The sequence below is a fragment of the Taurinivorans muris genome, from assembly GCF_025232395.1.
Classification (GTDB): domain Bacteria; phylum Desulfobacterota; class Desulfovibrionia; order Desulfovibrionales; family Desulfovibrionaceae; genus Taurinivorans; species Taurinivorans muris.
Genome location: NZ_CP065938.1, coordinates 1,083,797 through 1,105,210 on the forward strand (window position 1 = coordinate 1,083,797; position 21,414 = coordinate 1,105,210).

Here is a 21,414-nt window from a genome sequence, read left to right on the forward strand (position 1 = left end):
CTGCCCGGCACAACCATATTATTTATATGTTTCTTATGATTTCAACAAGATATACCAATGCCGTCAAGCCGCAGAAAAGATATTTTCCCAAAGCGACATACGCTTCGCCGACAGGTTTGCCGTGTCCAAGCTGCAATTGCCCGCGGATAAATTCAGGCTTGCAGACCCAAAAGAAAATCACCCCCGCAATCAACGCCCCGAGCGGAATAATATAAATACTGACTATATCCATCCACAGCCCGAGCGTTTCGCCGTTTTCCAAAAAAATTCCAAGCACAAAGCCGGCGCTCACCACAATGGAAACGGCGCTCTTGCGCGATAAACGAAATTCATTTTGCAGTGCCTCAATGGGCGTTTCAAACAAGTTGACCAAGGAAGTCAAACCTGCGAACAAAATAGCCAGAAAGAAAATCCCTGCCAAAACCGAACCCAAAGGAATTTGTTTAAAAATTTCAGGCATAACCATGAACATGAGGGGAGGTCCTGCGGCAGGCTCCATACCGAAAGAAAAAACAGCGGGAATAATGATAAGCACAGCTAAAACAGCCGCCGCAATATCAAACAGGACGACATATTTCGCCACATAAAAAATATCAACTTTTTCATCAAGATAACTGCCGTAAACCAATGTTCCGGACCCTGCCAGAGACAAAGCGAAAAATGCCTGCCCCAAAGCAAAAATCCACACTTTCGGTTCCAAAAGCATATCCCAGTGAGGCGTCAGCAAAAATTTATAACCCTCAAGCGCATTGGGCAGAAATGCCACACGCACCACCAGAAAAAGGAAAATAGCAAAGAAAACGGGAATGAGTATTTTATTCAACTTTTCAATACCGTTTTGCACGCCTCCAAACATAATCAAAAGCAAAGCCAAAGAGGCAATCAAATGCCAGTGCAAACTGCCATAATCCCCTGCAATCTGCACGAAAAAAGCCGTGCTGTCAGCATTGTAAACAGCAGCTCCGGTAAAGGCTTGAATGGTATATTTCAAAAACCAGCCCACAACAACCGCGTACCCCATGGCAATTCCGAATGAACCGAACACGGGGATAATCCCCAGCCATTTCCCCCATTCTTTTTTGCGTTGCTGCAAACCTTTTTTGAACGCCCCGAGCGGTCCGGTCCGCATGGCGCGTCCGAACGTCATTTCGGCAATAACCCCGGTCAAGCCGAGCAAAACTGTAAAAAGCATAAAAGGAATTAAAAAAACAGCTCCGCCGAATTCTCCGACACGATAGGGAAAAAGCCAAATCGCCCCAATGCCCACGGCAGATCCCACACAGGACAAAATAAACCCAACTCTTGATTTGAAAGAATCCCTTTGCTCCATTTGCGCCATAACAACCTCTTTAACGTAATACTTTTTTCAGTATAATGAAAACGCCTTTTTGTGTACAGAAATAAAATTTTATTTTTATTCAATAATTCAAATATATTATAGAAAAATCAATAAAAAACTCCGAACTTCGTAAAACAATGGACTATCCCCTCAGAACAGCGCCACGCTTCCTTTCATTCTTTTGCCGGCATAAACCACTAAAAGCGAATAAAGCACCGTGCTTGCGCAGGAAAGCCCGCCGGCTAAAATATAAACAAAGCTGATATGATAGTGCAAAACAGTCAGCATGACAGTGCACGCAAAAACAGCCGTTCCGAGCCAACCTGCCGTAAAACCGCGCAGAACAGCAACCGTTGTATACACGCCGTTGGCAATATGCGTGAAAGGAGCAATCACCACAATCATAATCGGAAAACAGCTTATATTTCCGCTCCATTGCGGACCAAGAAAATGAGCAGATTCTGTCACGCCATAAACCATAAAAGAACCAAACAAAATTTGCACCCAAATAATCCAACGGGGCCGTGTTGTCTTATAACTTTCAAGCTTTGGGCGAGGCAAAAGCAAAGACGCAATAAAAAAAGCACCGCAGGCAAGCAAAATCACAAAAGGTGAAAACTGAGGCAAATAATGCAAAAAATATCCGATACAGAAATAAGCTGCAACAGAGCAAGGCAAAGCAAGCCACCATTTGCCCCCAAAAACCGCAATCCACGCATAAACCAATGCCGTTACCGTGCAGCCGAGCAAACCGATCAAGCTGTTATATGAAGCAAGGAGAGCAAATTCCGCTCCCTGTTCATAGGTGATAAAAAAAGAAATAGGTCCGGAGAAAATGGGAAGCCCTGCGAATATTCCCCCGACAAATGCCCCCCAGCGTTTGACCAAATAGGTAGTAATCAAAATCACTACGGGCACTGTAAGCAACTTATATAAAACAATAAAATCCATTTCAAAAACCACGCTGAAACTATCTTCGCAATCTTATAAACCCATTCGGGTGAATTGTTAAGAATAATCTAAAGGTGATTTTTCCGCTTTTCGCTCAAAATGCCATGAAAAATTATGAGCGCCAAACGCATTTTTATTGATAACACAAGAAATTGACAGTTTTTTTCCTATCCCTCTTCCTATCTAAAACACAATGTACAGATTTATTACAATAAGAACAACATATTACGAATACAAAAAAACCACTCGCTAACGAGTGGTTTCTATGCTGGCAATTTATGCAAAAAATATTGACATCAGCCAATGATAGGAGCGACAAACGTACGCGTAGCAAGGTCTTTGTCAAGCATGAAAAGAGCTTTCTTATCATCTCCGATAAGGCGGAGTGTCGCAAGCAGACGTCCGACATTCGCTTCTTCTTCCACTTGTTCTTTTAAATACCAGTCAAGAAAGCTTAACGCCGCGCGGTCACGCACATCTTCCGCAACGTCCATAAGGGCGTTGATACGGGAAGTGACAAATTCTTCATGACGAAGAACATGTTCAAAAATAGTCAAGGGAGTATCGCCTTCGACAACCGGTTTTTCAATGGCTTCAAGCTGAAGTTTTCCACCCCGTTCATTCATGTAATCAAACATTCCCATAGCATGGGCGTGTTCTTCCTGAACTTGCACATCAAACCAATTCGCAAATCCTTGCAGATTTTGTTCTTGGAAATAAATCTTCATGGCAAGATAAAGATATTCGGAATACAATTCCTTATTGATTTGATCATTAAATGCTTTCTGCAATTTTTTGTTCATCATAATTTCTCCTATTTTTAAAGTAAACCAAGCCTGGTACTTTTTTAATCATTAAAAATATATAGTTACCAAATCAACACATTGTCAAGAATAATTTTTGATAATTATTATTGACAACCTGTTATTAATATTTTTATGTCCGTCTTCGGCGGATTGCCAAACATTTTTTTATACTCCCGGCTGAACTGAATTACACTGGCATATCCCACGACATAAGCAGCCGATTCCGCATTGTATGCTCCGGAAAGCATGAGCCGCTGCGCTTCATATAATCTCAACTGCTTTTGATACTGCAAAGGGCTTACTTGTGTCACTCTCCTAAAATTCCGATAAAATGTTGAAGGTGCCATATTGACTTGTTTTGCAACATCTTCAATATTCAGCTTTTCTTTAAAATTCTCTTTCAGGTAACCAATTGCTTGGACAATTTGATTTGCATAGGTTCCTTTCATGCTGATCAGCTGCAATTGACTGCCCAAAGGTCCCGTGATCAATCTATAGTATATCTCTTTGATAATGATAGAAGACAAAAATTCATCATAGGGCTTTTCTATAAGACATGCCAAACGGTAAAAAGCATCCAACAAAGCTTCGTCCGTATCCATAACAGCAAGGCATTTTTCATTATCATCAACAGCATGTGACAGTTTGCTTTCCATAATAAGCTGTGAAATCAAATTGAAATCAAGTTCCAAAATAAGTACGACAAAAGGCTCGTATGGCGAAGCTTCCACAACCCGGCTGGACACAGGAATATCCATGCAAGAAATCACACATTGCCCTTTGGAATACACAAGATGATTATTCCCATAAAGTATATGTTTTTTACCTTGCAAAACCAATATGCACGTCGGATTATAAAAACACTTGGCAAAGTCGGTAGATTTATCACGGCGTACCAGCCGAACACCTTTTATTGAGCAAGGATAATTTCCCGCATCGGGAACATTGCGTAAAATGATATCCCGAATAATTTCGTATTTGGATTGCATAAACCCTCCGACCAAACATAAAACAGTTTATACTGCAAGACAAAATTCCTTTCCGTATTAATCTTCTCTTATTCTCATATCATAATAGAATAAAATGTGACATCATTCAAGTCTTATTTCAATAGCGAGAGAATTAGATAAGAAAATGATTGAGGCAGATCTTTAGGTTTTATCAAGGATACACCATAATATTAAAAACAAAATACGATTGAGGAAAAAATGAAATACAGAAAATTACGGGAATTAGAAGTTTCAGCCATCGGTTTGGGCTGCATGGGCATGCATCATGCCTACGGAGCTCCCCGAAATGAAAAAGAAATGATTAAATTAATTCATAAAGCCATAGAGTTGGGAATAACATTTTTTGACACAGCAGAAATGTATCAGTCGGCAGACCAGCCGCACGGCAACGAACTCTTAGTGGGCAAAGCGCTCAAGCCGTATAAAGACAAAGTGAAAATCGCCACGAAATTTGGATTGGCTTCCAATGAAAACAAAACGCTCATTACTGACAGCAGACCGGAAACAATAAAAAAATCTGTGGAAGCAAGCCTTAAACGATTGGGCATTGAATGCATTGACTTATATTATCAGCACAGAGTCGACCCTAAAACACCGCTTGAAGAGGTTGCAAACACAATTTCCCGATTAATCCAAGAAGGAAAAATCGCCCATTGGGGCATGAGTGAAGCAAATGCGGAACAAATACAAACATCACATGCTATCTGCCCTTTGACTACCGTACAAAACAGATATTCCATCATGGCACGAAATTGGGAAGAAACAGTTTTTCCTGTTTGCGAAACATTAAATATCGGCTTTGTCGCTTTCAGTCCCTTGGCAAATGGATTTTTGTCAGGAGCATACACAAAGGACTCACAATTTGATAAGGATACGGATTTCAGAAGTTTTCTCCCTCAATTCCAGCCCAAAAATATGGACGCCCACCAGGAACTGCTGGTACTCCTAGAAAACTTCGCTCAAGAAAAAAATGCCACAAAAGCGCAAATTTCTCTTGCCTGGATGTTGGCGCAGCGTCCTTTCATCGTTCCTATTCCAGGCACAACAAAAATTTCAAGACTAATTGAAAACACAAATTCAGCTGATATCGAACTGTCAAAAGAAGAACTTTCAAAACTTAACGAAGCGCTCAGCCATATTGAAATCAAAGGCGTATATTTGGGTGCTTTAATCAAATAGGAGAAATCACCATGAACGTATTGCTCATTAATGGTTCACCCAATGAAAAAGGCTGCACCTACACCGCATTATGTGAAATCGCCGCGACACTTGAACAAGAAGGAATCGGCGCAGAAATTTATTTTATCGGCAAAGAACCGATCGCCCCTTGCAGAGCTTGCCGCGCATGTGCAAAAATCGGTCATTGCGTCATCAGCGACAACGTCAATGATTTTGTTGAATATGCAAGGAATTTTGAAGGATATATTATCGGCTCTCCCGTGCATTACGGTTCTGCGGCAGGCGTTATCGCATCATTTTTAGACAGAGCGTTTTTTGTTGACTTCATGTCAGGACATAATTCTTTTATCCACAAACCTGCAAGCGCCATTGTTTCCGCACGCCGCGCCGGCACGACAGCAACACTTGACCAACTCAACAAGTATTTTCAAATCAACCAAATGCCTATTATTTCAGGAAGATATTGGAATATGGTACATGGAGCGAATCCTGAAGAAGTGAAAAAAGACGAAGAGGGCATGCAAAACATGCGGATTTTAGCCCGTAATATGGCATATCATTTAAAATGCAAAGAAGCTGCCCAAAAAGCCGGGGTTATCCCTCCAAAACAGGAACACGTCATTTTTACCAATTTCATTCGCTGACAAAAATAACATAAAAGGAAACTCCTATGAAAAAAATCCTCTTTCTTTTTCTGGCATTGCAGCTCTTTCTCACAGGTGCTGCTTTTGCGGCAGTCCAAACCAATCAAGGAGAAAATATGAACGGCAGTAAACTGCTCATCGCCTATTTCTCATGGGGCGGAAACACGAAACATATTGCTGAAAAAATTCAATCACAAACAGGCGGAGATATGTTCAGAATTGAAACACTAACGCCCTATCCTGCCGATTACAATGAAACCGCTTATGGAATTGCCAAAAAACAACACGAAGAAGGCACGCTGCCGCCATTGAAAGACAATGGTGATGTTTCCCAATACGATATCATCTTTATCGGTACGCCTGCATGGTGGCATGAAATGGCGCCTGCGGTAAAAACATTCATCACCAGCAATGACTTCGCAGGAAAAACAATTGTCCCTTTCATTACCCACGGCGGGGGCGGAGAATACACCATTCATGAGGATATGACAAAACTTTCCAAAGGAGCGAATGTACTCAAACCTCTTGTGATTTTCGGCGACGGCAACTCCCATACCGACGATGAAATAAAGGACTGGCTCAAGCAAATAGAATAACTAAAACATTCCCTAATGACATTAGGAAGTTAAGCTATAAAATTATAAACTTTCAGAGGATAAATTTTTCCAAAGTTTTTCCCCTTACCTTTCAAAACGTTTTATTTGAATCAATTATTGTAAATGCTCCAGCCTAATCGAACAAATTTATTTTATACCAATAAAAACCACCGGCTAAGCCGGTGGTTTTCTCCAGCCCTGTAAGGGCATATTACTGGCTTACGCCTAAAGGCGTTTTGAAGTGTTCGCCAATCGCATTACATTCACAAGCTGCTACTAAAGTAGCTCACCATTGCCTTAATTATTCTTACTGCCCGTAAATGGGTCAAAGTATTCTTTGAACGTCATTTGGTCATTGATTATATCTTCATTCAATTGATTTCGAATGTATTCCGCTATTTTTTCTCTATTGCGTCCTACTGTATCAACATAATAGCACCTGCACCAGAAATGCCTGTTTCCGTATCTATATTTCAGAGTTGCATGTCTATCAAATATCATCAAAGAACTTTTTCCTTTCAGATACCCCATAAATGCCGATACGCTCAGGTTGGGCGGAATGGACACAAGCATATGTACATAGTCAATGCATGCCGTCGCTTCTATTATTGAAACTTTCTTTTGCTCGCAAAGCTGCCGAAGAATTTTTCCAATATCTTCTTCTAATTTTAAATATATTGCCTGACGCCTAAATTTGGGAGCAAACACAATATGATATTTGCAATTCCATTTTGTATGAGATAAACTTTGACTGTCTTGCATAAGACACTGTCCTCCTTTGATGTTATGATTGACGAACACATCGAAACATACCAAAGGAGGACAGGCTTGTATCTAAAGATTTTTATTCCACCAGCTTAGCTGGTGGTTTTTTTGAGCTAAAGCGCACAAAAAAACAAAAATGGGCAGCTGCCCATTTTTGTTTTATATTTTCCCAATATATATTCATTGCACATATAGTAACAATATATTATTAGCTACATTTTACCTATTTTTGAACAAAGACAAATCATCTGACCATTGTCCTTTAAGCTCACCGTTAAGATCAAATATTTTAATTTTCATTGTGTAATCAACAAGTTTTTGCCCATCAGGAGCACGGGTGATAATATCGGTAATTTCTGATTGCATAATATAATCAAAACTTGTTGCTGTTGTATCTAAGACCCGTACTTGTCCTGAATTGAATAATACTTCAATTATCCTATCATGAATATCTTGTACTCTCAAATTCTCGTCATGGGTATTTTGACGAATATCAGCAACAACAATGCGAGGAAGACGTTTTTGATTTATAAAAGCTGGAGACTGCAACATCTTATTGGTTAAGTTTTCAGCAAAAGCAATAATATCAGAAAGACTGATTTTTGTATCCAATTTAATTCTTTCAGAAGAATCTACAATGGAAATAGAAGTATTTCTTCCTTGATAAGCAGGCGAATTTGAAGCATTATAACCTGATTGAGTACAAGCACTTGCAAAAATCAATACAACAAAAGCAAAAGAAAGTCTTAATATTTTTTTCATACAATTCTCCTTTAAAATTACATTGTTTGATTAGTATTCATTGTTGAGGGATCTGGAGTTGGTACCCAAATTTGTACATCTTGTGCAAAGCGGAAATGTACAGTGACCTTCTTCGCTTTTATGGACTTACCCATATCAACAATAACTTTTTCTCCATTTTGAGGTAAGGTTATTCGTTGCCATGCAGAACTTGTGATAAGTGGTGCACCAAATTCATCTTCCCATGAGCATTGATACTCAAAAGGAACTTTATTAGGAATAACATTTTTTAATCGTACTATAACACGAGGTAAATTTCCTGTTGCATCTAATTGCCTATCCATTACCTTTACGGCATTATATTCAACCTCACTACCATAAATAATTGTAATGAGAGGGTGAGATCTATCTTCTAAAACAATGGGTTCAAGAGCAGTTACCGCATTATTTGTTTGCGCACAAGCAGATAAAACAAAAGTTACAAATAGAAAAGCAATGAATTTAATTTTCATAAATATTTTTCCTTTATTTATTCGTAATCCAAGACTGCTTATTTGCAAAAGCCTTTAATTGATTTTCATAACTTACAGCATATACAACGGTTGGACCTAATTCAGCGATATCTACGGCATATTGTGCCATAATTCTCTTTTTCTCGTCATAAGTTTGAATCGTTACATTTTTTGTCTTATTAGGAACATAGAAACGTGCAACAATTACTTTATTAGGCAAAGTTAACCAAGAACGAGTATCTGGTCTTTGAAGAGTTGCTGCAATATTGACACCTAAATCACCTAAAAAAGCACTTGCAGTTCCCGACCGTAACAAAGCTAGAGTAACCATGGCAGTTCTAAAAGGCAAACGATCTTGATCATCTCTTAAAATAATGGATTCCATTTTACTCAAAGAAGAAAATGTTTGGTTTCCTCCAGTATAAATAACTTTTGCACCTGCCACATTACTTGGAATAGGTGTTGCTGTAGCAAAATTTACAACTGCTTTTAATTTATCAATTTGATAACCTTGTACGCTTTCTTTGCGTTCAGGAGAAAAACCGTCAGCTAAAATTATATGAACAAGCTTTTTACCTTTAGGAACACCTCGACGAACTTCTTTAATAGCAGTTTTTGCAGTTCCACAATCCTTATTATTTTCTAATACTTTTTTATAGGCAATAATGGAATTATCACGAATGCTTTTATCATCAATACCATCTAATTCTAACAACAGTGCATCCATATAATCCCCAAAAGGATTAACATATGCATTTGGAACAAGTTCAGCTTTTTTCTTTATTTCTTCATCACGATTATCTACATTTACTTCACTAGCAATCTTTTTTTGATTATCAGCCTGTTTAGCTTGCTTTTCTTCAAATTCTACGAGAAGTTCTTTAAACTTTTCCCATTCTTCTTGTTGTTTTTCAATAGCCCGTCTTGTTACGTTATAGGCTTTTCTATCACCTAGGAGCATATAACATAACGCCTTATAATTTAGCAACATAACTTTTTCATAACCACGTAAAACATAATCATTTACTTCTTCAGAGCCAAAAAGTGTTGCTATTCCGCCTTTAGAAATGGTAGCCCCCAATTTATACATGCCACTTTCTGCTTCGCATTGTTCCATCTTCATTTCACCAGCATCAAAATACAATAAAGCACGTTCAAAATCACCGGCATTTAATATGAGTAGCCCCCGTTCAAGAATAGATAACTCACTATTATTTTTCACTAATTCCTCAATAATTTCATCACGAGATTTTTTATTACCATCTTCTGTATAATATTTGGATTCAATTTTATTAATTAACTCTTCTGCTTTACCTTCTTGAAGAGCAGTTCTTGCTGGAGCATAGGCTTCAGCATAAGTTTTTGTTGCTTCATTTTCAACTAAACCCAAACGATCACTTTTTCCTGCACAAGCAGACAAGCCTAATATCATAACAAATAATAAAAAACATTTTAACTGCATACCAAACCTCACATATATACTGTTTTAAAATTAAAAAGCATTTAAATCCATTGATACAGCGCCTTCAGAATAGGAAGAATCATACTGTTTTTTGTTTTCTTTACCATTAAAATCAGTTTTTTCATCAAAAACTGATTTTGCATTTTGAATATTGTCAAAACTATACGTCATAATTACCCCAACAACCTCATGCCCTTCTGGAGTTTCATAAATCCATTCTTGCAAAATCTGTGCTCCTTGTAAATAAGAACTTGTACGAGCTTGTGCTTGTTTATACATTTTATCTATAAGGGCTTCTTCTTTTGCTTTTTCAATCATTCCTGTTTTGCCTTCTTTAACCACATATTCTTCTAAAATTTTACCACGTTCTGTTTCAATTTCAGAAGTAAAACTTTGATTAAGAAAAGTTGAAATTTCTTTATAAGCAATATCCCTTGCTTGTTCAAAAGCAGCATCTCTATATTCTGCAAGCAATGTATCATCTTCACTTACAGAAGAATTCGCCCATTGTCCAAAAGCTACTAAAACTGGACCGTTATCATCAATGAGTAAACGTGAACCTAACATGTTATATAGTTTTTCATTATTATCCAATGGAAGAAGCTCTTTTAACGGTTTACCTAATTGTAACATTGCTGGTTTCTTACCCATTTTAAATGCATCCGCCACACTTTCAATTTTTGGAGAATACACAATAATAACACCAACAGCCCCAAAACCTTCTTCATTATTCCTAAAAAATGTCTGTATCGTTGTAATCCCACCTAAACTTTTTGAAAATCTTTGTACGGACTTCGTGACCATTTGATTACTAAGCAATACTTTCTTTTGATCAGCAGGAGAAGCATTAAATTGTACGGGGTCGATACCTAATTCTTTTAACGCAGCATCTAATTTTGCACCTGTAAGAGCCATAATTTTATCAATAAGTGATACAAATGAACTTTGTTCACTTGCTAACTCTTTATCAAAATCTTCACGGTTAGAACTATTATCGGCAAATACTTTTTGTAACGTTTCGCTTTTATACGTTATTGCTACAGAACGAAAAAATTTTGATAAAGCTTGTAAATAAGCTTCTTCATACGCTAAAACTCTATACCGGGCATAGTCAGGATGTGAAATTTCTTTATTAATCCTTACAATACCATAAAAAATTTGTCGCCCATTAGTTTTTAACTTATTTGTATTAATATAATTATTAATATCTGAAACTAATTCAACCTCAGGTCTTTGAACTGTTTTTTTCACAAGTTCTTGTGCTTGTACTGCAGAGTTTGTTTCTATAGCTATATTTTTCATAGAAGCCTGTTCTTCTGCGTAAACAAAAGAAGCTCCCAAAAGCACCAATACACAAATATAACTACTTAATATAAATTTATTCATTTCAGTCTCCTACCAATTTGGTTGCATTGTTTTCACTTTATTTTTTTCTTTTTTATTATTTTGACCATGTTGAGCATCAATGAGCCTTACAATATATTGATTGGTATTAACTATAGTAAGTTCCACATTAGAGTGTAAAATTTTTGCATGTGAAAACTTAGGTGCAACATCTATAATTTCTACCTTACCGATTACAATTTCATCTTTAGCTATTGCCTCATTTGTATATGGGTTCATAAGAACTTTTCCATATTGAATAAGATTATATTGTTGCCCAACTCGAATAGAATCCCCGCCTCTTGCAAGTGTCAATATTCCATTATCATGAGATAACACTAATATTGGAAACGTAATATCACTTATTTTTGTGCCTATTTTCTCACCAGCAGGACGAGCCAATTTTGCTATCCAATCAAAATCAATTTCTGAATTAATACGTTCCTCAAATTTTTCATCATGTACACCAGAAGCCATAATCATACCTGTTGGTACATTAATTAATCGCCATGAAATAGAAGAGATTCCAGTCACCATTAAAGCTTCTTTATTCAAATAAGGAACTTTTTCTTTTTTTACTTTAGCATTAAAATTTGTAATTGATCCCACTAAAATATAATCTGCACCAACAGAATTACCCACTCGTGTCCGTTCTTCTGCTTTTACATCATCACCTTGTAAAAGCTCAAACTCTGCATATTTATCTTTTAAATAATCCCTATCCAAAATTGCATAATTTCTTGTTTGAGTTAGAAAACTTACAATACCTTGATTTAATTCCTCAATAAACTGTAACTCATAAGGATTATTTTTATCCAGTACTTGAAAAAGCATAACTGCAATTTTTTTTCTTTCAACGGACTTTTCTGATTCATAATAATTTACAACAGCAGAAATTGTAACATCAATATTACCAGTACGTACAGCGGATTCACGTTCACTTAAAATAGAATATGAACGGATATATCCTTTAGCTTTAGAATAAATTTGATTTACTTGCTTCTCATCAAAAGAATTTTCACGAATGCTACTTTTTTCATTACCTTCAAGACTATCTTGTGAAGAAAAACTTACTAAGGCCTGACTTAATTGTTGTGAGTCAATATAAACACCAGTAACTTGTGCCAAAGCTTCAATAAGTGCTTTTTGAACAGCTTCTTCCTTATTTTTTCCCGTACCAGTTATTTCTACAGTTCTTTCTTTTATTCCTGAGGCATTGCACTCATAAGAAAATGCCCAAAAGGCACAATATATACATATAATAAGTTGTATTTTTTTCATAGCTGGACCTATTTAGAGGACTTTACAGGGCGTCTTAAAATATAACCTGTGCTTACAGAAGTGGCATTTCCATTAACCATATGCACAACACTAGCTTTTGGATTAATCCGTACAACTTTTACCTTACCAATCAAGGTTTCAGTTGAACCTAAATTCTCTCCGGTTGCAGGATCAATTAATTCCTCACCGGGCTCAAAAACTTCAAATACTTCCCCAAGTTTCATACCAGAATCATTCCCTCTATTAATCCAAATATCTTGATTAGATACAGAAACAATAGTAGAAGATGCTTTTATCGGAAAAGAAGCAACAACAGCTCCACGTTCTGTATCAATTATTTGTACTGAAAGCTCTATTGAGCAATAATCATTTACTTTAAATTTATTTTGTATATTAGGAACCTTTGAAGAAGAACGCCCAAAATTAAATTGTAAAACTTCAACTTGCACTAACGATTGAGCATTAGAAATATTTCCTGTCGCAGCGGCATCACCTGCAGCATATTCACTTGAAGCAAATTCTTGTTCTTTTCTTATTGCTTCCAACGCCGCACTGCGTCTAGTTAGAAGCTCAAACTTTCTTCCATTTCGTATTGCATTTTCAATATCTGCAATTAAACTTGAATTTTTAACTAGTTCTGCTTGTTTTGCAGGAACTAAATCACTGACAATTAAATCAGATACAGCAATTCTATATTTTGCAAGCACTTCAGCATTCACACTGCCCACCGCAAAAAAAAGAGGCTCTTGACCATTATCTTTTTCGATATTATGGTTAATAATAATGAAATTCAATAGATTAAGTAAGTATAAAATAAAAAAAATTATTAACTGTTTTTCAATGGATTTAACTGCCACTGCAACAAGTGAATTATTAAAGTTAAATAGTAAAACTGTTAACAATTATTTTACAGAATTTCGTGAGTTAATTCTTGAAGACAGTATTCAAAAACATCAAAAAGAGCTTGGAATATTTGAACTTGACGAAAGCTATTTCGGAGCCAAAAGAGTGAGAGGCAAGCGAGGACGCGGAGCTGCCGGCAAGACTCCTGTTTTTGGAGTGCTGAAGCGTGAGGGAAAAGTTTTTGTCAGCATAGTTCCACGCTGTTCCAAAGAAGAATTAATGCCTATAATTCAGGGTAAAATCCTCGAAGGCTCAACTATCCATACAGAAGGCTGGAAAGCCTATGACGGTCTTATTTTGAATGGTTACACCCATTATAGGTATTCCACCATGAAAACGAATTTGTGCGGGGAAAATCTCATGTGAACGGCATAGAAAGCTTCTGGAGTTTTGCTAAAAAACGATTGGCGAAATTCAATGGTCTGACGGATGAAAAATTTATATTGCATTTAAAAGAATGTGAATGTAGATTTAACCTCAGAAATGAAAATTTTGCTGTTTTTATGGAACAACTTTACTTCAGAAACAAAAAGTGATGGTCTAGAGCCAAAAAGAAACATAAATACAAAACTAATAACCCTCTTCATACCCTCTCCTTAAATAAAATATATGTTTTTTAATTGTATTCTCCTCACCATAACAATCTTCCATAATAAAAAATTCTTATTATTAATTTTAAATTATGCAACATTTATAATAGGCATGTATACAAAAAATTAATAAGATTAAATAAAAATCCTTTTTTATCTAACTAATAAAAAACATTTTTTCATATACAGAAATTTCACATTAGAATAATGCCCCCCTATTCGTCAAGCAACTTTTAAAAAAGTATTTTAATTTGAGTAAGTACTTAATTTATTTTCCAACCTAAGGTAAAATGAAACTATTCTAAAGAATATTCTTTAATCCATTGGGATAATTTTCTCTCTACACCCGCTAAATTTTCCTAATCCCCACCATTGATAAGTTCTTTTATGTGACGCCCTACAAGCCTTAATACCAACTCTTATCACTCAAGATTATGCTTTTACCCCCTCCCTGTAACCCTGCCTATAATTGATTATCATTTTGTTTTTATTACGTAAAGTAGCCCAATTCCATATATCACAAAATGGGTGTGCTTCTATCCTAAAACCTAATAACAGTATTACCAAGTTAGGTGCATCTTAACCTAAGCAAAATCTTTATAATTTGTTACCTAACCATGAAATAGCACACATATTTGGACTGCACATTTTCCTGAAATAAAAACGGTAATAAGCTCACTCCATTTACTCTCAATCAAATTGAGATAATTGCTATAATAACACATCTTATTATAAATGTTGTGACCAAACTTTTTATGTCGAATATTTCTATTATATTAAGAAAAGTCAAATAACGAACAGATTTTAAATGTTTAAATATTTAATAAATACAAATTGTTATTAAATTATTACTCAATTTTGTTCAACTATTCTTTCATCTAAATCAATCTAGAAACCTGTTCAATTTTAGTAGACTTTTTTAAACAAAAAACTTATTTAAGTTTTAATCCAAAAATAAAAAAATAGTTATAAGTTAAGTTTTTTCTTATAACCATTTTAATTTATGTATAATTTTAAAATGGTGTCCCTGGCGAGATTCGAACCCACGACCTTTCGCTTAGGAGGCGAACGCTCTATCCTACTGAGCTACAGAGACAATTCTGATTATTTTCAAGGCAGCTGCGGACATCATCCGAAATAAGAAGCATAAACCGTCATTCGGCAATGTTTACCCTTTTAATACAATTTATTTGCCAAGTAAAGGAATAATTTCCTCGCGCAGCACTTTCGCAGCGGCAAGGCTTGCGGTTTTTTCAATATTTGTTTCCAAATCGAAAATTTTGGCTTGCGCACCGGCAAGTTCGCTTTCAAGAAAAGCGATTTTTTCTTCCAAGACTTGAACCCCGCCAGAAATTTCAGACGGTTCCGAACGTTCGGGGCTTGCCGCACTTGCGAAATCAACACGTTCCATAAGGCTGTCCAAATTCTTCGCAAGTTCGTCATTAAGCATTTTTTGTTCAGAGAAAATATCGTCAAGTGTCGCGATTTTTGTTTCAATAGCCCGGATTTTATCCGTCAATTGTGCGAGCGCTTCCGTATCCTGCTGCCCATTGCTTTCAGCAGGCCGGGAAACAGCGCCGATTTCAGAACGTATATCTGCAAAATCTTCTTTAATCGCAACTTCCAATTCGGTGATTTTGGTTTCAAGCCCGCTTATCCTATAATTAAGCTCAAGACCGTAATCCTGCCATTTTGAATCAGAGCCGATCAACCTATGTTCCAAAGAAACCATTTGGGTTGACAAACTTTTTATCCTTGCGCCGACAGAATCATCCTCTCCGTCAAATTTTTCCAAATAGGCTTCATCGGAAGCCAAAACTTTTGACGCGGACTGAACAAGATTTATATCATCATTATGATCTTGCCCATTTTTCGGGGTTTCCAAGAAACGTATATCCCCTTTCAAATGGATAGGCATTGTGTCAGAAGAAGCTTCATGGGCAAAGGGGACAACCTCTTCATCCGTTTCATGCTCCAAAGACAATTCATTCAAAATATTGTCAAATTCGCTGTCGTCAATTTCTTCCGCTTCTTCCGCCATATCGCTTTTAAACTCTTCATCATCAGCTGCCAATGAAGCGTTTTGCCGTGCAGCCGGCGTCTTCTTAGCCTGCGGTTTGTTTTGCGGGGTTTCCGGTATACCCGCCCCTAAAGAAGATTGTGATAAGCCGTCAAGGGAAAATTCATCTTCTTTTGATAAGTCAATCACATCATTTTGACCCAGCTCATCTTCCAGCATTTCAGAAAAAGCGTTTTTCGGCTGCCCATTGCCCGCACTTTGAGACTGCACAGCCGCATTATCAGCAATATTTGCAGGTTCACGGTCCGTGCCGTCTATAATATCTTTTGTCAGTAAATCTATTTCATCTTCATCCTTTTCCAGGGAAGGAAAATCCATATCTTCCAAGGAGGGAATGGCATCGGTATCAAAATCTTCAGAAACGGCAAAATCTTTTAATTCTAACTCATTGTCCTGCAACGCATTCGGCTCTGCCGTGCCGATACGTTCTCCGGGTTCGCCGGTTTCAACATCGTTTTTTATATCATTTAAAATCGCATCAAAATTCGTATCCAAATCGGTATCTTGATTATTTGCGCTGTTTTCGCCAAGATCCAAATTGTATGAACTAATAAGATTATCTAAATTTGACAAATCCAAAACTTCTTCCGCATCGTCAGAAGTTCCGGCGGTTTCACTTCCGGAAGTGCCGCCTTTATCGTTTTCAAAATCGTTTACAAGGGAATCGAGAACATCTTCTTCATTTTTCGGGGTATCGTCCGCTTCCCCGGCTCCATTTCCAATACTGACAAGATCGGTTAAATCAATGATTTCTTCGGCGGAATTTGTTTTAATGCCATTACTCATAGCTTCCCTCATTTAAAAAATAAACCCTCGTCACCTGCAAAAGCAAGTGACGAGGAAATAACTATTAAGGATGGCAAGCGGATCCCTTACAGCTTGTAAGAACCTTCTTCTTAGCCTTATCAGTGCCGGCTACTTTGGTATGGCAGCCGATACAGCTGTTTTCCAATTTCTTATCGTGTGCTATACGATAATAGCTATTCTTGCCTTTCTCTTTAGCGCCGATAGCGTCATGGCAGCCTGCATCACTACATTTACCAAAATTTTCAACACCATTGACTTCATGGTGACAAACAGCACAGTCAACTGAAGTATGGGTATTATGATTGAAGGTAACTGTTTTTTTTCCTGTAAGAGCCATTTTAATCGGTCCTTCAGGAACAGCAGGACGAGCTGCGATAGCAGGCATCGCAAGAGCGACAGCCACAAGAACGCTTAAAGATAACAACAATATCTTTTTCATAGCAACCTCCTCTATTTTCTTGAGCAGCAACCCAAGTTTTTATTATCTTAACCTTGCTTGCCGATACTGTCAAGCAACGGAATAAGAAACCGTAATTCAGCCTTGTCCTTATTGTTTTGCAAAAAGTTCGGGCATAAGGATATCAACGTTCGCCTCTTGGTTCAGCATCAAGATATAGGCTTGAAACAGCATATTTTTTTGCGCGTCCTGCATATTCAACAAAACATCGTCCGCGATTTTTTCAAACTCGCCCTCACCAACGCTTTTAATGGTATTAAGCCTTGCAACGACAGCGCCTTCATCGCTGACATATGCATGCTTTAACCATGTTTTTTCGTCTGCCGCGAAAATTTCCTTAGCAAGTTCCGGAAGCGGTCCTAAATGTTCCACTTGTCCTTCACGGGTGAAGAAAGAACTTGTTTTAATATTTTCAGGTGCGTTTTTATCATAACCGAAAACGGCTTGAGAAGCTTTTTCCTTGGCGCTTTCCTGAGCTTTCTTCATTTTCAGTTCTGCGGCAATCTCCGCTTTCACCGCTTCAAACGGCTGAACAGAACTTGCTTTCTTTTCAACAAGTTTCACAACGCTGAGCTCATCATTCAAGGTGACGGCGCTGTCCCAGACATTGCCGTTTTCCATGGCGACAAGCGCATCAACATCGCTTTGCCTTAAGTTATAGGTATCCGCCAAAGAGGCAATATCGACAAAACCCGTTTTCGTGACTTTCAAATTATATTTTTTCGCTTCGTCTTCCATATTGCCATTTGCCATAATCGCAGCAATGGCGCTGTCAACGGTTTGCGCAAGATTTGCATTGACCCGTTCGACGGCGATATCATGTTTGATACGGTCTTTCACTTCTTCAAAAGGAATTTGTCTGCCTTCCTTTTTATCATCGACCCAAATCAAATGGTACCCGAACTGCGTACGCACAGGCTCGGACAAGGTGTTTTCAGGCAAAGCAAAAGCGACATCGGCAAATTCCTGAACCATCTGGGATTTGCCGAACCAGCCTAAATCACCGCCGGAGTTTTTCGTTCCGTCCTGTCCGTATTGCTGTGCCATTTTCGCAAAATCCTCAACGGTTTTTATTTGATCTGCAATATCTTGGATCTGGCTTAGAATTTTGTCATTTTCGCTTTTGGGCGCATCAGGTTCCGCCATGAGCAAAATATGCCGGGCTTTGACTTGTTCCTCTTCACTGAATTTCGCTTGGTTATCGTCATAATACGCTTTGATCTCCTCAACCGTCACAGCATTTTCATCCGCCATGAGCGCAGGCGTGAAATTGATAAATTCCAAAGAAACCTGCGCCGGAACGGTAAACAATTCTTTTCTTTCCTCATAAACGGCTTTCGCTTCGGCATCGCTCACATTTTGCTTATCCGTCTCGAAGGGGAAGAGGACATAATCCATAGAGCGCCGTTCCCCCTGGAACGCAAACATTTTTTGCGCGATGTTCTTATCGCCGAAAACGCCGGCAGTCACAACTTCTTGGAATTTTTGAGGCAGCAGATCCAAACGCAGATTATTTTCAAAAACTGCGGAACTTTGTCCAAAAGCTTTTAACCGCTGCTCATAAAGTTCCGCGCTGAATTTTCCGCTTTCATCGTGAAAAAAAGGAAGCGCCATCAAGGTATCACGAAGTTCTTTCGCACTGACATCAAGCCCGATGCGTTTCGCTTCGGACAAAAACAATTTCCGGATGATGACATTTTGAAGCACCCTGTTTTCCAGCTGAAAGCTCTTCAGCTGTTCTTCCGTCAAATCCGGAATGACGCTTTTTATTTCATTCGCCATTTGATTGTAGGCTTGTTGAAATTCATTGATAGTAATAGGCTCACCATTGACTTTTGCCACAATTCCGGAATTGGAAGTATTGCTTCCGATACCCCAAAAAATAAAAACAAGAATAATAAGCCCAAACGCAATTTTTATCACAAAGGAATGAGCTCCTGAACGCATACCGTCAAGCATTGTAACCTCTTTATTTATTTTCTATTTTTTATGAAATTCAACAATCCGCCTGCACGTACGAGCTGAAATTCCTGTTCGGACAAATCATGTTTGAAACAGATTTTTCCAAGCCCTTCCACTTCAGCGGCAGCGCGATTATTTTCATCAAATTCCAATGTGTTGACAAGAATTTTCGCCCCAAGCACAAGGTTATCATAATCTTCCGCGTTTTCAAAAATAAGGGGTAAAATTCCAAAATTAATCAAATTTGCCCTATGGATACGGGCGAAAGACAATGCCATGACAGCCCGTATGCCCAAATGACGCGGAGCAAGAGCCGCATGCTCGCGGCTTGACCCTTGTCCGTAATTTTTTCCCGCGACAATAAAACCGCATTTGCCGCTGTCACGCATATTTTTTGCGCGCGATACAAAATTTTCATCGACACGTGAAAAAACATATTCGGAAATAACGGGAATATTGGAACGTAACGCAGTGATTTCCGCACCTGCTGGCATGATATGGTCCGTGGTGATTCCGTCGCCGACTTTTAAAACAACTTCACCTTGAAGTTCTGCGCCGAGAGGAGCGAAACTTTCCAAAGCGACAATATTCGGTCCCCGCAGGACAGCCGTCTTTTTGCGTTCTTCCTCATCCTGCGCAGGATATGAAAAATGATGTTTTATAGACGGAATATATTCCGGAAACTGCGGCTTTTCAGGAGGAATCCCCCATGTTTTCGGGTCTGTGAAACAGCCGTTTAAAGCGCAGTAAGCGGCGGTTACGGGACTTACCAAATAGACCTGCGCATCTTTTGTTCCGCTTCTGCCCTCAAAATTGCGGTTGAACGTGCGCACGGAAACCCCGGCGCTATGCGGGGAAGAGCCCATGCCGATACACGGACCGCATGAACATTCAAGCAGACGCACCCCACTGTCGAGAAGGCTTGTCATGGAACCGTCTTCCATAAGCATGGACAAAACTTGCCGCGAACCGGGGGAAACGCAGGTGTCCGTATGCCGGGCGACAAATTTTCCTTTCATGATATCGGCAACTTGCTTCAAATCCGCATAGGAAGAATTGGTGCAGGAACCCATGGCGACCTGATCAACCTTCATTCCCGCCAACTCGCTGACCGGCACGACATTGTCGGGCATGTGCGGTTTTGCGGCAAGAGGAACGAGTTTCGTCAAATCGATTTCAACGCAGTCATCATATCGGGCATTGGCGTCGGCTTCCAAGAAAATCCAATCGTCTTCCCTGCCCATTTTGCTTAAAAATTCTTTTGTCCTATTGTCAGAAGGGAACAAGGACGCAGTCGCTCCGAGCTCCGCTCCCATATTTGTAATGGTTGCGCGTTCCGGAACAGATAAGCTTGCAACGCCCTCGCCCGTATATTCAAAAATTTTACCCACACCGCCTTGCGTGCCCAATAAACGCAGCAATTCCAAAATGATGTCTTTTGCTTGGGCAAAACCTTGCAGCGTTCCGGACAAACGGACTTCCACAATCTGCGGCATGGAAATGGTATACGGCTCGCCCGCCATGCTCAATGCGACAGATAAGCCCCCCGCCCCCATAGCCAAACATCCGATACCGCCCGCCGTCGGTGTATGGCTGTCGGAACCGATGAGAATTTTTGCCGGCTTTGCAAAATTTTCCAGATGCAGCTGATGGCAAATCCCTGTGCCGGGAGCGGAATAAACAGCCCCGTAACGGGCTGCGACTGTTCGTAAAAATTGGTGATCGTCAGGATTTTTAAAACCCATTTGCAGCGTGTTATGGTCAACATAGGAAACGGAAAGTTCTGTCTGCACGCTGTCACGTCCAAGAGCTTCAAACTGCAGCCAAGCCATTGTGCCTGTCGCATCTTGGGTAAGGGTTTGGTCAACACGCAATGCAATTTCGGAACCTGTTTCCATTTTACCGCCGACAAGGTGCGCTTTAATAATTTTTTCAGCAATATTCAC

18 protein-coding genes, 1 tRNA gene and 1 pseudogene are annotated in these 21,414 nt (G+C 38.7%); 4 read left to right on the forward strand and 16 right to left on the reverse strand.

All coding sequences use genetic code 11. The features are described 5' to 3' along the window. Nucleotides 1-22: 22 nt before the first annotated feature. The 4 genes from JBF11_RS05095 to JBF11_RS05110 form a co-directional block, all read right to left on the reverse strand. Entirely contained in the window at nt 23-1,339 is a 1,317-nt protein-coding gene (locus JBF11_RS05095; protein WP_334316296.1) for a sodium-dependent transporter, read from the reverse strand. A gap of 150 nt (nt 1,340-1,489) precedes the next feature. Then, nucleotides 1,490-2,242, reverse strand: a complete 753-nt coding sequence (locus JBF11_RS05100) for a hypothetical protein (protein ID WP_334316297.1) — start codon at nt 2,240-2,242, stop codon at nt 1,490-1,492. Between the two features lie 344 nt (nt 2,243-2,586). Then, nucleotides 2,587-3,096 (reverse strand): ferritin, encoded by a 510-nt coding sequence (locus JBF11_RS05105; RefSeq protein ID WP_334314431.1) that lies wholly within the window; start codon nt 3,094-3,096, stop codon nt 2,587-2,589. 104 nt (nt 3,097-3,200) lie between these two features. Next, a complete protein-coding gene (locus JBF11_RS05110; protein WP_334314432.1) occupies nt 3,201-4,085 on the reverse strand; it encodes an AraC family transcriptional regulator in 885 nt (294 codons plus the stop codon). A 219-nt stretch (nt 4,086-4,304) separates the two neighbouring features. On the opposite strand from JBF11_RS05110, the gene JBF11_RS05115 reads away from it, so the two are divergent. From JBF11_RS05115 to JBF11_RS05125, 3 genes are read left to right on the forward strand one after another with little or no spacing between them, the layout of a single operon-like run. Next, nucleotides 4,305-5,285: an aldo/keto reductase gene (locus JBF11_RS05115; protein ID WP_334314433.1), complete on the forward strand. Its 981-nt coding sequence runs from the start codon at nt 4,305-4,307 to the stop codon at nt 5,283-5,285. A gap of 11 nt (nt 5,286-5,296) precedes the next feature. Further along, nucleotides 5,297-5,929, forward strand: coding sequence for a flavodoxin family protein (locus JBF11_RS05120; RefSeq protein ID WP_334314434.1), 633 nt, complete (start codon nt 5,297-5,299; stop codon nt 5,927-5,929). Between the two features lie 26 nt (nt 5,930-5,955). Then, nucleotides 5,956-6,525: a flavodoxin gene (locus tag JBF11_RS05125; protein ID WP_334314435.1), complete on the forward strand. Its 570-nt coding sequence runs from the start codon at nt 5,956-5,958 to the stop codon at nt 6,523-6,525. A gap of 297 nt (nt 6,526-6,822) precedes the next feature. Here JBF11_RS05125 and tnpA read toward each other — a convergent pair whose 3' ends face one another. The 7 genes from tnpA to JBF11_RS05160 form a co-directional block, all read right to left on the reverse strand. Continuing rightward, nucleotides 6,823-7,287 (reverse strand): IS200/IS605 family transposase, encoded by a 465-nt coding sequence (gene tnpA, locus JBF11_RS05130; protein ID WP_334314436.1) that lies wholly within the window; start codon nt 7,285-7,287, stop codon nt 6,823-6,825. A 222-nt stretch (nt 7,288-7,509) separates the two neighbouring features. Further along, complete coding sequence (locus JBF11_RS05135; protein ID WP_334314437.1) at nt 7,510-8,052, reverse strand: hypothetical protein; 543 nt, start codon at nt 8,050-8,052, stop codon at nt 7,510-7,512. A gap of 17 nt (nt 8,053-8,069) precedes the next feature. Then, nucleotides 8,070-8,543 carry a DUF1425 domain-containing protein gene (locus JBF11_RS05140; RefSeq protein WP_334314438.1) on the reverse strand — a complete coding sequence of 158 codons (474 nt, stop codon included), beginning with the start codon at nt 8,541-8,543 and terminating at the stop codon, nt 8,070-8,072. A gap of 13 nt (nt 8,544-8,556) precedes the next feature. Continuing rightward, nucleotides 8,557-10,005: a COG3014 family protein gene (locus JBF11_RS05145; protein WP_334314439.1), complete on the reverse strand. Its 1,449-nt coding sequence runs from the start codon at nt 10,003-10,005 to the stop codon at nt 8,557-8,559. A gap of 30 nt (nt 10,006-10,035) precedes the next feature. Further along, complete coding sequence (locus tag JBF11_RS05150) at nt 10,036-11,391, reverse strand: DUF6844 domain-containing protein (RefSeq protein WP_334314440.1); 1,356 nt, start codon at nt 11,389-11,391, stop codon at nt 10,036-10,038. Between the two features lie 9 nt (nt 11,392-11,400). Beyond that, nucleotides 11,401-12,669, reverse strand: a complete 1,269-nt coding sequence (locus JBF11_RS05155; protein ID WP_334314441.1) for a CsgG/HfaB family protein — start codon at nt 12,667-12,669, stop codon at nt 11,401-11,403. Between the two features lie 8 nt (nt 12,670-12,677). Continuing rightward, nucleotides 12,678-13,526, reverse strand: coding sequence for a hypothetical protein (locus JBF11_RS05160; protein ID WP_334316343.1), 849 nt, complete (start codon nt 13,524-13,526; stop codon nt 12,678-12,680). On the opposite strand from JBF11_RS05160, the pseudogene JBF11_RS05165 reads away from it, so the two are divergent. Next, a pseudogene (locus JBF11_RS05165) lies at nt 13,453-14,108 on the forward strand (IS1595 family transposase). The gene JBF11_RS05160 and the pseudogene JBF11_RS05165 overlap by 74 nt on opposite strands. Nucleotides 14,109-15,181: 1,073 nt before the next feature. Here the strand turns inward: JBF11_RS05165 and JBF11_RS05170 are convergent. The 5 genes from JBF11_RS05170 to JBF11_RS05190 all read right to left on the reverse strand — a co-directional run bounded on the left by JBF11_RS05170 (nt 15,182) and on the right by JBF11_RS05190 (nt 21,414). After that, nucleotides 15,182-15,258, reverse strand: a tRNA-Arg gene (locus JBF11_RS05170). 90 nt (nt 15,259-15,348) lie between these two features. Further along, a complete protein-coding gene (locus JBF11_RS05175) occupies nt 15,349-17,028 on the reverse strand; it encodes an AAA family ATPase (RefSeq protein WP_334314442.1) in 1,680 nt (559 codons plus the stop codon). 64 nt (nt 17,029-17,092) lie between these two features. Beyond that, entirely contained in the window at nt 17,093-17,488 is a 396-nt protein-coding gene (locus tag JBF11_RS05180) for a cytochrome c3 family protein (protein ID WP_334314443.1), read from the reverse strand. Nucleotides 17,489-17,596: 108 nt separating this feature from the next. Further along, nucleotides 17,597-19,465 carry a SurA N-terminal domain-containing protein gene (locus JBF11_RS05185; RefSeq protein WP_334314444.1) on the reverse strand — a complete coding sequence of 623 codons (1,869 nt, stop codon included), beginning with the start codon at nt 19,463-19,465 and terminating at the stop codon, nt 17,597-17,599. Between the two features lie 14 nt (nt 19,466-19,479). After that, on the reverse strand, nt 19,480-21,414 hold the full coding sequence (locus tag JBF11_RS05190) for an aconitate hydratase (RefSeq protein ID WP_334314445.1): 1,935 nt from the start codon (nt 21,412-21,414) through the stop codon (nt 19,480-19,482).

Bases quoted from the DNA above. Each gene is read 5' to 3' on its own strand.
- JBF11_RS05125 (WP_334314435.1), top strand. From the start codon at position 5,956: ATGAAAAAAATCCTCTTTCTTTTTCTGGCATTGCAGCTCTTTCTCACA.
- JBF11_RS05095 (WP_334316296.1), bottom strand. From the start codon at position 1,339: ATGGCGCAAATGGAGCAAAGGGATTCTTTCAAATCAAGAGTTGGGTTT.
- JBF11_RS05135 (WP_334314437.1), bottom strand. From the start codon at position 8,052: ATGAAAAAAATATTAAGACTTTCTTTTGCTTTTGTTGTATTGATTTTT.
- JBF11_RS05155 (WP_334314441.1), bottom strand. From the start codon at position 12,669: ATGAAAAAAATACAACTTATTATATGTATATATTGTGCCTTTTGGGCA.
- JBF11_RS05120 (WP_334314434.1), top strand. From the start codon at position 5,297: ATGAACGTATTGCTCATTAATGGTTCACCCAATGAAAAAGGCTGCACC.
- JBF11_RS05145 (WP_334314439.1), bottom strand. From the start codon at position 10,005: ATGCAGTTAAAATGTTTTTTATTATTTGTTATGATATTAGGCTTGTCT.
- JBF11_RS05180 (WP_334314443.1), bottom strand. From the start codon at position 17,488: ATGAAAAAGATATTGTTGTTATCTTTAAGCGTTCTTGTGGCTGTCGCT.
- tnpA (WP_334314436.1), bottom strand. From the start codon at position 7,287: ATGCAAGACAGTCAAAGTTTATCTCATACAAAATGGAATTGCAAATAT.
- JBF11_RS05150 (WP_334314440.1), bottom strand. From the start codon at position 11,391: ATGAATAAATTTATATTAAGTAGTTATATTTGTGTATTGGTGCTTTTG.
- JBF11_RS05110 (WP_334314432.1), bottom strand. From the start codon at position 4,085: ATGCAATCCAAATACGAAATTATTCGGGATATCATTTTACGCAATGTT.
- JBF11_RS05140 (WP_334314438.1), bottom strand. From the start codon at position 8,543: ATGAAAATTAAATTCATTGCTTTTCTATTTGTAACTTTTGTTTTATCT.
- JBF11_RS05175 (WP_334314442.1), bottom strand. From the start codon at position 17,028: ATGAGTAATGGCATTAAAACAAATTCCGCCGAAGAAATCATTGATTTA.
- JBF11_RS05115 (WP_334314433.1), top strand. From the start codon at position 4,305: ATGAAATACAGAAAATTACGGGAATTAGAAGTTTCAGCCATCGGTTTG.
- JBF11_RS05185 (WP_334314444.1), bottom strand. From the start codon at position 19,465: ATGCTTGACGGTATGCGTTCAGGAGCTCATTCCTTTGTGATAAAAATT.
- JBF11_RS05105 (WP_334314431.1), bottom strand. From the start codon at position 3,096: ATGATGAACAAAAAATTGCAGAAAGCATTTAATGATCAAATCAATAAG.